At 61.6% G+C, this 14,063-nt stretch carries 17 protein-coding genes; 11 read left to right on the top strand and 6 right to left on the bottom strand.

Going from position 1 to position 14,063, the window contains the following annotated elements; translation table 11 throughout:
* The first annotated feature begins 362 nt into the window (after positions 1-362).
* The 7 genes from AABF56_RS06445 (at position 363) to AABF56_RS06415 (ending at position 5,927) form a co-directional block, all read left to right on the top strand.
* Entirely contained in the window at positions 363-1,778 is a 1,416-nt protein-coding gene (locus AABF56_RS06445) for a tyrosine-type recombinase/integrase (RefSeq protein ID WP_272805332.1), read from the top strand.
* Positions 1,771-2,073, top strand: a complete 303-nt coding sequence (locus AABF56_RS06440) for a helix-turn-helix domain-containing protein (protein WP_272805331.1) — start codon at positions 1,771-1,773, stop codon at positions 2,071-2,073. The genes AABF56_RS06445 and AABF56_RS06440 overlap by 8 nt, the downstream gene beginning before the upstream one ends.
* Positions 2,074-2,185: 112 nt before the next feature.
* Positions 2,186-2,566, top strand: coding sequence for an XRE family transcriptional regulator (locus AABF56_RS06435; RefSeq protein WP_272805330.1), 381 nt, complete (start codon positions 2,186-2,188; stop codon positions 2,564-2,566).
* Positions 2,559-3,473 carry an ABC-three component system protein gene (locus AABF56_RS06430; protein WP_272805329.1) on the top strand — a complete coding sequence of 305 codons (915 nt, stop codon included), beginning with the start codon at positions 2,559-2,561 and terminating at the stop codon, positions 3,471-3,473. The genes AABF56_RS06435 and AABF56_RS06430 overlap by 8 nt, the downstream gene beginning before the upstream one ends.
* Positions 3,470-3,715, top strand: a complete 246-nt coding sequence (locus AABF56_RS06425) for an ABC-three component system middle component 6 (RefSeq protein ID WP_272805328.1) — start codon at positions 3,470-3,472, stop codon at positions 3,713-3,715. The genes AABF56_RS06430 and AABF56_RS06425 overlap by 4 nt, the downstream gene beginning before the upstream one ends.
* The gene (locus tag AABF56_RS06420) at positions 3,712-5,475 is read left to right on the top strand and encodes an ABC-three component system protein (RefSeq protein ID WP_272805327.1); all 1,764 of its coding nucleotides are present in this window, start codon (positions 3,712-3,714) and stop codon (positions 5,473-5,475) included. The genes AABF56_RS06425 and AABF56_RS06420 overlap by 4 nt, the downstream gene beginning before the upstream one ends.
* Positions 5,476-5,483: 8 nt before the next feature.
* Positions 5,484-5,927 (top strand): hypothetical protein, encoded by a 444-nt coding sequence (locus tag AABF56_RS06415; protein ID WP_272805326.1) that lies wholly within the window; start codon positions 5,484-5,486, stop codon positions 5,925-5,927.
* A gap of 232 nt (positions 5,928-6,159) precedes the next feature.
* Here the strand turns inward: AABF56_RS06415 and chrA are convergent, their stop codons facing one another.
* The 6 genes from chrA to AABF56_RS06385 form a co-directional block, all read right to left on the bottom strand.
* The gene (gene chrA / locus AABF56_RS06410) at positions 6,160-7,359 is read right to left on the bottom strand and encodes a chromate efflux transporter (RefSeq protein WP_272805325.1); all 1,200 of its coding nucleotides are present in this window, start codon (positions 7,357-7,359) and stop codon (positions 6,160-6,162) included.
* Positions 7,360-7,425: 66 nt separating this feature from the next.
* Positions 7,426-8,142 (bottom strand): arsenical resistance protein ArsH, encoded by a 717-nt coding sequence (arsH, locus tag AABF56_RS06405; protein ID WP_272805324.1) that lies wholly within the window; start codon positions 8,140-8,142, stop codon positions 7,426-7,428.
* Positions 8,142-9,197, bottom strand: a complete 1,056-nt coding sequence (gene arsB / locus AABF56_RS06400) for an ACR3 family arsenite efflux transporter (RefSeq protein WP_272805323.1) — start codon at positions 9,195-9,197, stop codon at positions 8,142-8,144. The genes arsH and arsB overlap by 1 nt, the downstream gene beginning before the upstream one ends.
* A gap of 9 nt (positions 9,198-9,206) precedes the next feature.
* Positions 9,207-9,632 carry an arsenate reductase (glutaredoxin) gene (gene arsC, locus AABF56_RS06395; RefSeq protein WP_272805322.1) on the bottom strand — a complete coding sequence of 142 codons (426 nt, stop codon included), beginning with the start codon at positions 9,630-9,632 and terminating at the stop codon, positions 9,207-9,209.
* A gap of 8 nt (positions 9,633-9,640) precedes the next feature.
* Positions 9,641-10,168 (bottom strand): arsenate reductase ArsC, encoded by a 528-nt coding sequence (locus AABF56_RS06390; protein ID WP_272805321.1) that lies wholly within the window; start codon positions 10,166-10,168, stop codon positions 9,641-9,643.
* Entirely contained in the window at positions 10,161-10,532 is a 372-nt protein-coding gene (locus tag AABF56_RS06385; protein WP_046845536.1) for an ArsR/SmtB family transcription factor, read from the bottom strand. The genes AABF56_RS06390 and AABF56_RS06385 overlap by 8 nt, the downstream gene beginning before the upstream one ends.
* A 204-nt stretch (positions 10,533-10,736) precedes the next feature.
* Between AABF56_RS06385 and AABF56_RS06380 the strand changes: the two genes are divergently transcribed.
* The 4 genes from AABF56_RS06380 (at position 10,737) to AABF56_RS06365 (ending at position 14,004) form a co-directional block, all read left to right on the top strand.
* The gene (locus tag AABF56_RS06380) at positions 10,737-12,158 is read left to right on the top strand and encodes an IS1182 family transposase (RefSeq protein WP_272805320.1); all 1,422 of its coding nucleotides are present in this window, start codon (positions 10,737-10,739) and stop codon (positions 12,156-12,158) included.
* A 168-nt stretch (positions 12,159-12,326) separates the two neighbouring features.
* Entirely contained in the window at positions 12,327-13,289 is a 963-nt protein-coding gene (locus tag AABF56_RS06375) for an ArdC family protein (protein WP_272805319.1), read from the top strand.
* Positions 13,286-13,657: a DUF2958 domain-containing protein gene (locus AABF56_RS06370; protein ID WP_272805318.1), complete on the top strand. Its 372-nt coding sequence runs from the start codon at positions 13,286-13,288 to the stop codon at positions 13,655-13,657. The genes AABF56_RS06375 and AABF56_RS06370 overlap by 4 nt, the downstream gene beginning before the upstream one ends.
* Entirely contained in the window at positions 13,657-14,004 is a 348-nt protein-coding gene (locus tag AABF56_RS06365; RefSeq protein WP_272805317.1) for a hypothetical protein, read from the top strand. The genes AABF56_RS06370 and AABF56_RS06365 overlap by 1 nt, the downstream gene beginning before the upstream one ends.
* Positions 14,005-14,063: the final 59 nt, after the last annotated feature.

The following is a 14,063-nucleotide window of genomic DNA, read 5'->3' as shown; positions in this document are numbered from 1 at the left end:
CCGCCCTGGCATCGGCAGAAAAACGACGGTTTCCGACTGCAGGAGCCACGCAACCCGCGCCGCTCTGTCCTTTCGCCGGCCGGCTGCGAATCACCGCCACAAAGGACTTGCGACACCCCGTGGGTGCCGCATGGTGCGGGCGGCGGGGATCGAACCCGCACAGCCAAGGCCGAGGGATTTTAAGCGACGCCTTATCGCCTATCCTTTGTTTATCCGGGGGTATCCGATTTCCCGATAACCGACTGTAGGCACTAGCTTTTTTCAGTTATCGACACATCCTTACCTAACCGGGTGCTCGCTACGGCTGGCTTTCGCGGTGCTCCTATTCTGCACCTGAAATCCGGCCTCAACGGAGGTTAGGAATGCCCAAGATCAAACTCACCAAGACGGCGGTGGACGCCGCAACCCCGCAGGAACGCGACTACGAACTCCGCGATACGACGATACCCGGCTTTCTCGTGAAGGTCACGCCCACCGGGCGAAAAACCTTCATGATCGCGTATGTCACCAACAGCGGCCAACGCCGGAAGCCCGCGATCGGCCGCTATGGCGAGATCACCGTCGAGCAGGCACGCGGCATCGCACAGGACTGGCTTGCCGAAGTCCGGCGCGGAGGAGACCCCAGCGCCGAGCGGATGGCGAGCCGTCAGGCCCCAACGGTCAAGGAACTCTTCGATCGCTTCATCACCGACTATTCCGAAGGCCGCAACAAGCCCTCGACCGTCAAGTCGAATCGGGACCGGGCCAAGCGCCACCTCATTCCGAAACTCGGGCATCTGAAAGTGCCGGAAGTGACGCGCGCCGACATCGCCGATCTCATGAAGAAGATGGCGAAATCACCGGTCAGCGCGAACCGGATGCTCGCGATGTGCCGGAAGATGTTCAATGTCGCCGAGGTCTGGGGGCTTCGCCCGGACGGCTCCAACCCTTGCCGCCATGTCCCGAAATATCCCGAGCGCGGCAAAACCCGTCTCATCACCGATGCGGAAATGCGCAAGCTCTTCGAGTATCTCGATCGCGCCGACGCGGAAGGGCTGGAGCATCCATTCATCCTTCTCGCGATCAGGCTCCAGTTCGAGTTCGCCGCGCGCATGTCGGAGATCGTCGAGCTTGAATGGTCGTGGATCGATTTCGACAATCGCCGTGTCGTCTGGCCGGACAGCAAAACCGGCGGAATGTCGAAGCCTATGAGCGCCGAAGCGCTGCGCCTCTTCGAGACCGCGCCTCGGCTCGAAAGCTCGCCCTTCGTCTGCCCTTCGATCTTCGATCCGGAAAAGCCAATGTCTTCCTACACCTACTACCAAGGCTGGAAGCGTATCTTGAAGCGCGCGGGACTTCCTCATGTCGGCACGCATGGCATCCGTCATCGCTCCGCGACCGACATCGCCAATTCCGGCGTGCCGGTAAAGGTCGGCATGGCGCTCACCGCCCACAAGACGGTGACGATGTTCATGCGCTACGTCCACACTGAGGACGATCCCGTCAGGGCTGCGGCGGAGGCCGTCACGCAGCGCCGTATGGCCGTCATAGGTGTCGAGCATCAGCCGCCCGCACCACCGCCGCCACCCGTCACAGAGTTGCCCTCCATTGCTCCGGTGGTGGTCACCGCTCCGGCCACCCTCGGCCCCGACGGCAAGCCGCTCGGTTTCGAGGATGGCAAATACACCTCGCGCACGCGCCTCGGGAATTATCGTCCGTTCCGTCACCGTAGCGGCGAGAACAGAACCGTACCGTCCGGTAGCAAGCGGGCCGAGGCACAGGAGACAACCCATGCGTGAGGAAGCCAAAGCCCAACGCCGCTGGCCGTCGCCCGACATCCTGCGACGCGCCCAGTTCGTCGCAGATGCCGGCCCGATCCGGTTCGTCGATACCGAAGCCGCAGCGCGATACCTCGCGCTGTCGGCTCACACCCTCGAATGCTACCGCTCCCTCGGGGGCGGTCCCGCCTACCACAAGTTCGGCAAGTGGGTCCGATACGCGGTGGATGATCTCGACGCCTGGGCCACGAGTTGCCGCCGATCAACAGCGGCATCGCCAGAGGCGCCGCGCGTCCTTTTCGTTGACCAAACATAGCCTTAAAGCTATACAGGCACAGATTCATTGTCGGTGGAATCACGACATTGGCTGACCTGTCTTTTGGGCAGCGACGGAACCACGCCAACCCTCATCAAGGAAGGGCAGCAAGATGGGTAGAAGCACCGACCATATCGTTGCTCTCCTTCCTCATGACCACCAGGTCGTCACAGATGCGCGTCAGCAGGATATGACGCGAGAGATCGAGGGTTTGCGCGAACTTCGTCAGATCGCAGGCAAAGCGCAGTCGGATATTGCGTCCGCTTTGAATATTACACAGCCATCCGTCTCCAAGATCGAGAAGCAGACCGACATGCACCTATCGACCTTGCGAAACTACGTAGAAGCCGTTGGTGGCGAATTGGAACTGACTGTTAAGATGCCCGAGCGACCAGCGCTGAGGATTCATCATCTGGGCGAACTTACGCCAATCGGCGCGGAGCCGGTGCGAAAAAAGAGCGACGCGCCGTCGCCAAGGCGGCGTCATGGATGAGTTGCAGCGATCTATTTACGTCGAGCGATTTCAACTGGCGTTTCACAAACTGAAGGGTGCGGCCTTTCAGGATTGGTTCGTGCGGCTAGCAGGGTATGCCTTCGGTCCCGATTTTGAGGAAGTACGTCCCTATGGTCGCCATGGCGATCTGAAATGCGATGGTCGCCGGATCACTTCAGGTTCCGTGTTCCAGTGCTACGCGCCCGACGCCATGAAGGAAGTCGACCTTATCGCCAAGGTCGATGCTGACTTCCACGGCGCCCGTGCGCATTGGGGCGGTAACATGCAGGAATGGGTGTTCGTCCATAACGATGGACGCGGACTTCCGCCAAACGCGGTTCAGCATCTCGACGGGCTTCGTCAGGCCCACACGCCGGTTCAAATCGCAACATGGTCCGAACCGGAACTGCTAGATCTCACCATGAAACTTGATCTGACCGCGCTTCAGGCCCTGTTCGGCCCAGCGGCCTCAATCGCAATCGTTGATCGCCTGGTCATGTCCGATCTAGTGCCGATCATCGAGGCACTCCAGCGCCAAGAACCCAATCCGAGCGATCCGCCCCTAACGCCGCCGTCCCCGGAAAAGCTGGAAAAAAACGCTCTTTCCGAGGAATCCGGCCTTTTTCTGCGCATTGGCCGACGGAAGTCGGCGCTGGTTGATACGTTCTTCCAGAAGGTTCCCCGTCCTGATCTCGGTGAACGCATCGCCGAGGCTTTCCGACTGCGGTATGCCGAGCTGAAAGCCCTCGATCTACCGGCTGACACGATTTTCAAGCACCTTCAGGATTATGCCGGTTTCAACGGCGAGCCGAAGCGTCAGGGAGCGGCACTAGCAGTCCTCGCTTATTTCTTCGATAGCTGCGACATCTTCGAAGATCCGACCACCGTTCCTGTGGAGGCATCATGATCCTCCCGACAAAGCATGTCCGTCCCGATCGCGCGCTCATTGGCGTCGGCGCGGAGGTTCTCGATATTCTAAAGCGACCGATGACCATGTCGCGGCTGTGGGACGAGATGCGCGGACGCCGTTCGCTTCATGCGCCCAATGCTCCAATTGACTATCAGTGGTTCATTCTCTCGCTCGACCTGCTCTTTACGATTGGTGCGCTTGACTTCGATCGCGGCCTGGTGCGGAGGGTTCAACCATGATCCGCCGTTTCGGCAGCGACCTTGCGTCCTTCAAGACACTGACCTTCAAGCCGGGTTTGAACATCCTGCTGGCCGACAAGAGCGAGGGCGCCAACGATCGCCAGTCGAGGAATGGTGCGGGCAAGACCAGTTTCATCGAGCTGGTCCACTTCCTGTTTGGCGCCGACGCGCGCAAGGATAGCATATTCCGTTCTGATGCGCTGACGGCGTGGACCTTCGACGTATCCGTCGACATAGCGCAAGAAACCATCTCGGCCGCCCGTAGCGGCGCCAAGCCGAGCCGGGTCTTTGTCAATGGCGCGGTCGAGAACTGGCCAATCCCACCGCAGTTCGACACACGCGCCGGCCTGTTCGAATTGTCGAACGAGAACTGGAAAGCCAACCTTGGCCAGATCTGGTTCGGCCTGCCCATTTCGGCTGGAGACGAAGCCGAGCGCTTCCAGCCGTCATTCCGCTCGCTCTTCTCTTATTTCGTCCGTCGTCAGAACAGCGGCGGCTTTCAGCAGCCAATGCAACATTCGGGAATGCAGCAGGCGTGGGATCAGCAGGTCTCGATCTGCTATCTGCTTGGCCTCGACTGGAGCATTCCCGGCCGCTTTCAGGAACTGCGCGCGCAGGAGAAGGTCGCTCAGGAACTGCGTAAAGCCGCCCGCAGCGGCGATCTTGGCCGGTTCTTCGGCAAGGCGGCCGACCTCAGAACGAAGCTGACTGTCGCTGAGGCTCGTGCCGTGCGGCTTCGCCGGCAGCTTGAAACGTTCGAGGTGGTGCCAGAATACAAAGCTCTGGAGCGTGAGGCGAACGAAATTACACGCGAGATCGACGGGATGAACGTCGAGAACGTGATCGACGGCGATCTCCTGCAACAGCTCCGCGCATCACTGGTCGATGAGGATGCGCCCGACTTGGGTGATGTTACGAAACTCTATGCGGAGGCCGGCGTCGTCCTACCCGACATGGTGCGGCGGCGTTTTGACGAGGTGGAGCGTTTCCACCGGACTATTATTGAGAACCGGCGCGCGCACCTGACCGCGGAGATTGCCTCGGCAGAGGCTCGTATCGCTGAACGCGATCAGCGCACAGCCGAGCGCGACCGGCGGCGGCGGCAGATAATGGGTGTTCTGCGCTCTGGGGGCGCACTCGAACATTATACATCGCTGCGCGAAGAAGCCGGCCGGGCCGAGGCTGAGGTCGAAGGACTTCGCCAGCGGCTTGACACCGCTGAACGGATCGAAAGCACCAAGGCTGAACTCGACATCGAACGGGCCAACCTGACCAAGGCGCTACGCGACGATATCCACGAACGGACCGACATCATCCGCGAGGCTATCCTCATTTTCGAGTCTCTCTCGGAGTCCCTTTACGAAAAGGCGGGTAGCCTAACGATTGCTGAGACCGGAAGTGGCCCGCAATTCGAGGTTCATATCGATGGGCAGCGGAGCAAGGGCATCACGAACATGCAGATATTCTGCTTCGATCTCATGCTGACCGAAATCAGCCTGAAGAACGGTCGCGGTCCTGGCTTTCTGATCCATGACAGCCATCTGTTCGATGGGGTGGACGAACGGCAGGTTGCGAAGGCGTTGCAGCTTGGCGCCGAACGGGCAGAGGCGGCCGGGTTTCAGTACATTGTCACAATGAACTCTGACGCGCTGCCGCGTGAAGGGTTCAAGACCGGCTTCGATATCCGCTCCTATGTCATGGACACGAAGCTTACCGACGCGACGGACACTGGGGGGCTATTCGGCCTGCGGTTTGAGTAGGCCGTCCCATGCGATCAACTCCCTTCACCCGTCCGACCCTGAGTGCTGCCGTAGAATTGCTCGAACAGCACAGCCAGTCTCGCTTCAACCAGGTCGTGCTTCGTCTCGGGCTTGAGGATGAGATTTCGTCGGATACCGGCATCAGTGTAGCGAAAAAATGCGATCTGTTAGGACGCATTGTTGTCCAGCGTGCCGATGCAGTCCTCGACACGCTCGATGGTCGCATGACGCTCGGCGAAGCCGTCGTACGCCAAGCCACAATGCTGGCACAACCCGACGCGATTCATCCATTACAGACAGCGTTTGCCCGTGGCGGCGAGCTCGAGCTGACAGTGAAACTGCCTTCCCGGCCTGTGCTGCATCTGCGCAGTCTCGGCGACATAGAAATCGGGCAGACAGGATCGCCGGTGGCACGGCGGGGCAAACGCTCCGTGACAGCCGGTCGTGCGTGATGGGCTCCGAATTGCAGGATGATTGGATGATGTAGGGGGAAAGCCTTCCCCCTGGCCGGCGCCGCAGTCGCCGGCACACCTCCTTCTGCGGGGAGACCCCCAGGCTGTGCAGAAACTCTCCCTGATGTCGCTGGCTTGGATCTCGCCGGCTAGCGTTGGCGTGGCGCGACACAATTCAGCATCGTGCTACCTCGGGTTTGACAGAGTGAGCCCTATAGCTTTCGAGACCGCCTTACATCACCAGGCTAAGCGCAGCTCCACCCACGGCCGCCAGCAACACGACGACCCATGGCGGAGCTTTCCAGGCCATCAGCGCCACGAAACAAATCAAGGCCAGTGCGAAATCCGGCATGCCTCCGATTGCGCTGGTGAAGACAGGCGAATAAAGCGCAGCGCCGAGGATTCCGACGACTGCGGCATTGGCGCCCTGCATGGCCGACTGCGCCCACGTCTTACGGCGCAGTTGATCCCAGAAGGGCAACGCCCCGATCAGGATCAGGAAGCCCGGCAGGAAAAGTGCGACAAGAGCGATCGTCGCGCCGGCCACGCCGTTCGGCGCCGGTCCCATGACCGCTCCGAGCCAGGCGGCAAAGGTAAAGAGCGGTCCGGGGACCGCCTGCGCTGCGCCATAACCCGCAAGGAAGGCATCATCGGACACCCATCCTGGCGTGACCGTTTCAGCCTGTAACAGCGGCAACACGACATGTCCGCCACCAAAGACAAGCGAGCCGGCACGAAAGAAGCTGTCCGCCAGCGCCCATCCTTGCGCTTGCCCCGCTAGGACCGGCAGGCCAATCAGTAGGGCGACGAACAGCGCGAAGGTCATCAGTCCGGCTTTGCGTGAAACCGGCACAGGCAGATGCTCGCCAATCGTGACCTGTCCTTTGCCAAGAGCCAGTCCGGCGAGTGCGCCCAGCAGTATGGCCGCCATCATCCCGATCGCTCCCGGCGCCCAGGCAAGCAGAAGCACGGCCACGACCGCGATCGTGGCGCGCTCCTTATCGGGACACAGGTTTTTTGCCATGCCCCACACGGCTTGCGCCACGATGGCGACGGCGACGATCTTGAGACCATGTAGGACGCCAAGCGCTAACGGGCTTTCCAGCCGCGTAGCCGTCATGGCAAGCGCAAGAAGGATCATGGCCGATGGCAGGGTGAAGGCGAGGAAAGCTGCGAACGCGCCGAGCCATCCCGCCCGCGTCAGACCAAGAGCAAAGCCGACCTGGCTGGAAGCCGGACCGGGCAGGAACTGGCACAGTGCCACCAAATCGGCATATGCGCTTTCGCTCAGCCATTTTCGCCGCGTCACCAGCTCGTCCCGGAAATAGCCCAGATGTGCGATCGGTCCACCGAAGGAGGTGAGCCCCAGCTTCAGGAATGCGCGGAATACCTCGGAGACGCTTCCTTGCGACTGTTGCGGGCTATGATCCATTCAAGGGACCTCGTTGGTTGGGGCATTCTTGCGAGCGATGACGTGCGATCGGCGCGGGATAGATTCTCAGGTTGCAGCCGTCAGATTGACCCGCTGCATCAGGGCCTCGCCGCTCTCCTTGCGCTCGGAATAGCGGTCGGTCAGGTAGGGTGAGACGTCGCGCGTCAGAAGCGTAAACTTCATCAGTTCCTCCATTACGTCGACCACTCGATCATAATAGGAGGACGGTTTCATCCGGCCCGCATCGTCGAACTCCTGAAAGGCCTTGGCGATGGAGGACTGGTTGGGGATCGTCACCATGCGCATCCAGCGGCCGAGCACACGCATCTGGTTGACGGCGTTGAAGCTCTGCGAGCCGCCGGAGACCTGCATCACCGCGAGTGTCCGGCCCTGCGTTGGCCTTACCGCGCCGACCGAAAGGGGAATCCAGTCGATCTGCGCCTTCATCACCGCGCTCATTGCGCCGTGCCGCTCCGGGCTGGTCCAGACCTGGCCTTCCGACCAGAGCGAAAGTTCACGTAATTCCTGCACCTTGGGATGATTGACCTCGGCGCCGTCCGGCAATGGCAGGCCATGCGGATCGAAGATGCGTGTTTCCGCGCCAAAGTGTTTGAGCAGGCGCTCGGCCTCGAATGTCAGGAAACGGCTGTAGGATCGCTCGCGGAGCGAGCCATAAAGCAGCAGGATACGCGGCGGATGGGTAGAAGGGTCGGTTACGCGCAGCCGACCAAGGCTGGGAGTATCAACGCAACCGGCATCAAGATTGGGAAGCTCGTCCGGCATCAGCGCTGCGCCTCCGCCAGTCTGGAGACTTTGCCGCCGCGTTCATACCAGCCTTTGGAGCGGTTCACGATCCAGACGACCGAGAGCATCACCGGCACTTCGATCAGCACGCCGACAACCGTGGCGAGCGCCGCGCCCGAATGAAAGCCGAACAGGCTGATGGCGGCGGCGACCGCCAGTTCGAAGAAGTTTGACGCGCCGATCAGCGCCGAGGGACCGGCCACGCAATGTTGTTCGCCGGCAAGCCGGTTGAGCAGATAGGCAAGGCCGGAGTTGAAATAGACCTGAATCAGGATCGGCACTGCCAGCAGGCCGATGATGGCCGGCTGCGCGATGATCTGCTCGCCCTGAAATCCAAACAGCAAAACCAGCGTCGCCAGCAAAGCGACGAGAGAAGCCGGGCCGAGCTTTGCAAGCAGCCGGTCAAGCGCTGCCTGCCCGCCACTTGTCAGCATCCGGCGACGGATGATCTGCGCGATGATGACGGGAATGACGATATAGAGGACGACCGACAGGACCAGCGTGCCCCACGGCACGGTGATGGCTGACAGGCCCAGCAGCAGGCCGACAATCGGCGCAAAGGCGACGACCATGATCGCGTCGTTGAGGGCGACCTGGCTTAATGTGAAATGCGGTTCACCCTTGGTCAGGTTCGACCAGACAAACACCATGGCCGTGCATGGCGCGGCCGCGAGGATTATGAGTCCGGCAATGTAGCTGTCGATCTGGTCCGCCGGGAGATAAGGCCGAAACAGCCATCCGATGAACAACCAGCCCAGTAGCGCCATCGAGAACGGTTTTACCGCCCAGTTGATGAACAGCGTTACGCCGATGCCGCGCCAGTGGCGGCCGACCTCGCCAAGGGCCGCGAAGTCGATCTTGAGCAGCATAGGGATGACCATCAGCCAGATCAGTACCGCCACCGGCAGGTTGACCTTGGCAATTTCCATCGCGCCGATGGCATGAAATGCGCCCGGCAGAAAATGGCCGAGCGCGATGCCGACGACAATGCACAATGCGACCCAGAGGGTCAGGTAGCGTTCAAAGGTGGACATGCAATTCCCTCAGGCCGTTGCGACACGCTGGCCGTGTTCGTCGATCACGCGCTCGCCGTCTTCCTTGACGAACGCGCCGCGTTGCGGCGGCAGCAGGTCGAGCACGTCCTCGGACGGTCGGCAGAGCCGGACGCCCTTAGGGCTGACGACGATGGGTCGGTTGATCAGGATAGGATGCGCCATCATAGCATCGAGCAACTGCTCGTCGCTCAGCGCCGGGTCGCCAAGGCCAAGCTCCGTATAGGGCGTGCCTTTCTCGCGCAGCAGCTCTCGCACCGATATGCCCATGCGCGCGATAAGCCGAGTCAGCATGTCCCGAGATGGCGGCGTCTTCAGATATTCGATGACATGCGGCTCGACGCCCGCATTGCGGATCATCGCCAACGTGTTGCGCGAAGTCCCGCAATCCGGGTTGTGATAGATGATGACATCCATGGCTCGCCTCACGCCGCGCTGTTTCTGGGAGACGACGCGCCATCTGATTGGCCGATCTCGGTCAGCTTCGTGCGCAGCGACGCCTTGTCGAGACTAGCAACCGGCAGGGACGTGAAGGCCGAGATGCGGTTCTTCATGTAGCGGAAGGCCGCAACGAAGGCGGCTTCCTTCTGGATATCCGGGCCATCGACGGCGGCAGGGTCTTCGATGCCCCAATGAGCCGTCATCGGCTGGCCAGGCCAGACAGGGCAGGTTTCGCCGGCGGCACTGTCGCAGACGGTGAACACGAAATCCATGACAGGCGCATCAGGCCCAGCAAACTCTTCCCAACCCTTCGAGCGGAAGCCTTCAGAGGGGTAGTCGAAGCTCTTCAGCACCTTCAGCGCGAAGGGATTGACCGCCCCCTTGGGTTGCGACCCGGCAGAGAAGGCACGAAATCGGCCTTCGCCATCCTTGTTCAGGATGCTTTCCGCGAGGATTGAGCGCGCCGAATTGCCGGTGCAGAGGAACAGGACGTTGAAGATGCGGTCAGTCATGAGTGGCCTCCTTTGCGGTGAGGGTTTGCGGTGAGCAGCAAGGGGAAAAATCGGCGATCAGCGGCGCGCAGATCTCGGGTCGGCCGCCGCAGCAATCCTTGACGAGAAAGCTGGCAAGCGCGCGAACGGCGTCGAGCCTTGCCCGATAAATGATCGACCGGCTATGCCGCTCCGCCTCTATCAGGCTGGCGCGCGTCAGCGTCGCCAGATGTGTGGACATCGTATTGTGGGGGACATCTAACCTGCGGGCGATCTCGCCTGCGGGCAACCCGTCCGGCTCATGCTCCATCAGTAGACGGAACACGTCGAGTCGGGTCGGTTGCGCGAGCGCGGCGAAAGCGAGGATGGCATTATCTGATTCCATGTGTCGAGACTAATCGACATATTGGCGAGCGTCTAGGCAGGGACGATCCGAAGTTTCCACATGGTCGGGTAGCTGGACAGCGCCGCCGAACAGTGAGGACGGGAAGCCCAAGCGCGCTCAGTAGATATTGCTCGTATTGCCAAGCATTTACTGGGGTTATTCACCTGCGGATGGTACACTTAATTATTTGCGGGACGGGGCACGATGGGACGCTTTATTGAGGGATATGACCGGAGCCAGCCGTTACTGCTGCCCGCCTGTGTTGAAGATTACGTGTCGCAGGACTCTCTCGTCCGCGTCATTGATGCCTTCGTCGAAACCCTCGATCTCACGGCGCTCGGCTTCGAGCGCACCGTCTCTGCCCCGACAGGACGACCTGGCTATCACCCCGGCGACATGCTGCGGCTCTACATCTGGGGCTACCTGAACCAGTTGCGCTCCTCGCGACAATTGGAGCGCGCCTGCCAGCGCGACCTGGAGGCCATCTGGCTGATGCGGCGAATGACCCCGGATTATCGGACCATTGCAGCGTTCCGGCACGACAACCCCGAAGCGATCATCGGCACGGGCGCCGCATTCATCAGCTTCTGTCGCGAGAACGGCTTGGTCACTCCTGGCAAGGTGGCGCTGGACGGAACAAAGATGCGGGCGGTTGCCAGCGCGAAGAATATTGCAGGAGCGGATCGTCTGGCACGCGACATCGCTCATACCGAAACAGAAATCGCCTACTATCTCGACCGCCTCAACATAGCAGATCAACACTCGGCGGGCGCGCGCGATCAGACGGTCAATCGCGCGGCGTTTGCCAGCGCGATCGCGTCACTCGAACGCCGTAAGCAGCGCTTGGAAAAGCGGCAGGCCGAACTCGCTGAGCATGATACCAACGTCGTGGTCTTCGGAGAGCCGGATGCACGACCAATGGGATATGGCCGGGCGCCGAAGTTCCCAGCCTATAATCTCCAGAGTGTCGTCGATATCGAAAGCGGGCTGATCATTCACAACGATGTCGCCAACGAAGCCAACGACAGCCAGTTGCTGCATCCAATGGCGATAGCGGCAAAAGAAGTGCTCGACGTCGACCAGCTCGAAGTGCTGGCGGACGGAGGCTACTCGAACGCGCAGGAAGTCGCGCGTTGCGAACGGGACGGTGTCCGCGTGGCAGCGCCGATCAAGCGCGGGGCCATGAGCGCGCAATACTTCCGCCCCGTGCAATTCGTCCATGACGAGCAGACCGACACGATCCGCTGCCCTGCTGGTGAAACCATGTATCCCAAGGGCAAGCATACCCGAAATCGGGCGATCCGTTACAGAACGCCCGCCTGCCAGACTTGCCAGATCAAACAGCAGTGTACGCCGGGATATCAGCGCACCATTCACAGGCTCGTGGATCAGGGCGCGCTTGATCGGATGGAACGTCGGGTTCAGGAGAACCCTGATCTTATGACGATCCGGCGCTGCACGGTCGAACATCCCTTCGGCACCATCAAGCGAATGTCTGGCGGAGGTCGCTTCCTGACCCGCGGTTTGCGGCGGGTGAAAGCCGAAGCTGCCCTCTCGGTCCTGGCATTCAACATTATCCGCGCTTCGAACGCCTTCGGAACCGGAGCGCTGATGTCGCGGGGCTGAGAACCCCGCTCTATTCGGTTTGCGTCATCGCGGCCGCATCGAGTCCTCGCTGAGTTTCTGCACAGCCTGCCCCGCAACGCCCCCTATAGAGTGAGAGTGCGGTCGGGCTTGCCGTGACGGGTTGAGGGCCGGAGGAGAGTCTTCCGGCGCCCGTCGCGGAGAACCGCGATGTCCAGACATGATCGCAGCGTTCGCACCGGCTCGGACCGGACGAACCTATATGACGAAATCACCACCAAAATCATCACCGAGCTTGAGGCTGGTCGCGTGCCATGGGTGCAGCCCTGGGGTACGTCGGCCGCCAAGGCGCCGCTCGGCCTGCCGAAAAACGCCGCTACCTCCCGCAGCTATAGCGGCATCAACGTGCTCATCCTTTGGGGCGCCGTCATCGAGCACGGCTTTCCCTGCCAGGGCTGGCTCACATTTCGGCAGGCGCTTTCTCTCGGCGGCCATGTCCGCAAGGGCGAGCACGGCACCACGGTCGTCTATGCCGACCGTTTTACGCCGGAAGATGAGAAGCGCCGCGCCCGCGAGACCGGCGAGGAAGCGCATGCCATCCCGTTCCTGAAGCGCTTTACGGTTTTCAACGTGGCGCAATGCGACGGGCTGCCCGACGACATCGCCACCGTCGCGCCCCCACCACCGCCCGGCCTGATCGAGCCGAGGGTCGAGGCGCTCATCAAGGCGACCGGCGTCGATTTCCGCATCGGCGGAAACCGGGCCTTCTACGTCCCGTCCCAGGACTATGTGACGGTCCCGCCGCCCCAGGCTTATTTCGAGCCCATCAACTGGCACCGGACGGCGCTGCACGAACTCGGTCACGCCAGCGGCCATCACAGCCGGCTGAACCGCGACCTGACGGGCTCGTTCGGCTCGAAGAAATATGTCTTCGAAGAGCTGATCGCGGAGCAGACTTCGGCCTTTAGCTGTGCCGCGCTCGGCATCGTGCCGACGGTGCGCCACGCCGATTACATTGGCAGTTGGTTGGAGGTCATGCGCGAGGATTCCCGCGCCGTCGTGCGCGCGGCCTCGCAGGCGAGCAAGGCGGCCGACTGGCTGCTCTCCTTCCTGCCGGAAGACGAGCTGCGGCCTGCCACGCCCGAGACCGCCATCGACAGGAGGGCCGCGTGATTCTCCTGACCGACGAACTGCGCGCGCAGCTTCTCGCCAATGGCCGCCAGCGCGACACCGATCATGTGCCAGTCGTCAAATTCTTCAACCCGCTCGGCGCCGGCGTCTGGCTGGCGACCGAACTCGATGCAGACGGCGACATCCTCTTTGGCCTGGCCGATCTCGGCGAGCCAGAGCTTGGCTACTTCTCTCTGGAGGAGATAGCCTCGGTGCGCCTGCCTTTCGGACTCGGCATCGAGCGCGACATTCTCTTTTCCGGCGACTTTCCGATTTCCGTCTGGGCGGAGGCTGCGAGGGAAGCCGGCAGCATTCGTCGCGCAGAACGGATCATCTATGCCGCGGCGCGCGCGCGACGGGACGGCGTCTGATGGTGATGATGTCTCCTGATCGTCTGCGCTCGATGCTGGCGCGCATGGAGGACGCGCTTGCGGATGCGTGGCGCAATCTCGCCGTTGCCGAACGCGTACTTAGCAATCGCGCCGAGGGGGAGACGATTCGCCTCCGCCCGAAATCCCGGCACCACCATCGGCGCATGAGCCGGTGGACCGGCGCGGACGAGGCGGAATACCGGCGAGTGCTCGATCGCCTCCTGGTGGTTGCGGGGCCGGATCTCGACCGACTCCGGCGCAAGATCGACCGGCAGGAGGCGGCGATCCTCGCCTTGCGCCGGAAATACAGGGTGAATGCGGAACGACCGCAGCGCTTCGACTGGTAGCGTCGCGCGCAGCCCGGTCGAGAGTGAGAGAGGGGTTAGGGATTTCGTGACGGGTTGGA

The organism is Shinella sp. WSC3-e (assembly GCF_945994535.1).
Classification (GTDB): Bacteria; Pseudomonadota; Alphaproteobacteria; order Rhizobiales; family Rhizobiaceae; genus Shinella; species Shinella yambaruensis.
This window is presented reverse-complemented; position numbering and strand designations above follow the sequence as displayed.

Coding starts and splice junctions, on each gene's coding strand:
- AABF56_RS06445 (WP_272805332.1), top strand. CDS start 363: ATGCCCAAGATCAAACTCACCAAGACGGCGGTGGACGCCGCAACCCCG.
- AABF56_RS06440 (WP_272805331.1), top strand. CDS start 1,771: ATGCGTGAGGAAGCCAAAGCCCAACGCCGCTGGCCGTCGCCCGACATC.
- AABF56_RS06435 (WP_272805330.1), top strand. CDS start 2,186: ATGGGTAGAAGCACCGACCATATCGTTGCTCTCCTTCCTCATGACCAC.
- AABF56_RS06430 (WP_272805329.1), top strand. CDS start 2,559: ATGGATGAGTTGCAGCGATCTATTTACGTCGAGCGATTTCAACTGGCG.
- AABF56_RS06425 (WP_272805328.1), top strand. CDS start 3,470: ATGATCCTCCCGACAAAGCATGTCCGTCCCGATCGCGCGCTCATTGGC.
- AABF56_RS06420 (WP_272805327.1), top strand. CDS start 3,712: ATGATCCGCCGTTTCGGCAGCGACCTTGCGTCCTTCAAGACACTGACC.
- AABF56_RS06415 (WP_272805326.1), top strand. CDS start 5,484: ATGCGATCAACTCCCTTCACCCGTCCGACCCTGAGTGCTGCCGTAGAA.
- chrA (WP_272805325.1), bottom strand. CDS start 7,359: ATGGATCATAGCCCGCAACAGTCGCAAGGAAGCGTCTCCGAGGTATTC.
- arsH (WP_272805324.1), bottom strand. CDS start 8,142: ATGCCGGACGAGCTTCCCAATCTTGATGCCGGTTGCGTTGATACTCCC.
- arsB (WP_272805323.1), bottom strand. CDS start 9,197: ATGTCCACCTTTGAACGCTACCTGACCCTCTGGGTCGCATTGTGCATT.
- arsC (WP_272805322.1), bottom strand. CDS start 9,632: ATGGATGTCATCATCTATCACAACCCGGATTGCGGGACTTCGCGCAAC.
- AABF56_RS06390 (WP_272805321.1), bottom strand. CDS start 10,168: ATGACTGACCGCATCTTCAACGTCCTGTTCCTCTGCACCGGCAATTCG.
- AABF56_RS06385 (WP_046845536.1), bottom strand. CDS start 10,532: ATGGAATCAGATAATGCCATCCTCGCTTTCGCCGCGCTCGCGCAACCG.
- AABF56_RS06380 (WP_272805320.1), top strand. CDS start 10,737: ATGGGACGCTTTATTGAGGGATATGACCGGAGCCAGCCGTTACTGCTG.
- AABF56_RS06375 (WP_272805319.1), top strand. CDS start 12,327: ATGTCCAGACATGATCGCAGCGTTCGCACCGGCTCGGACCGGACGAAC.
- AABF56_RS06365 (WP_272805317.1), top strand. CDS start 13,657: ATGGTGATGATGTCTCCTGATCGTCTGCGCTCGATGCTGGCGCGCATG.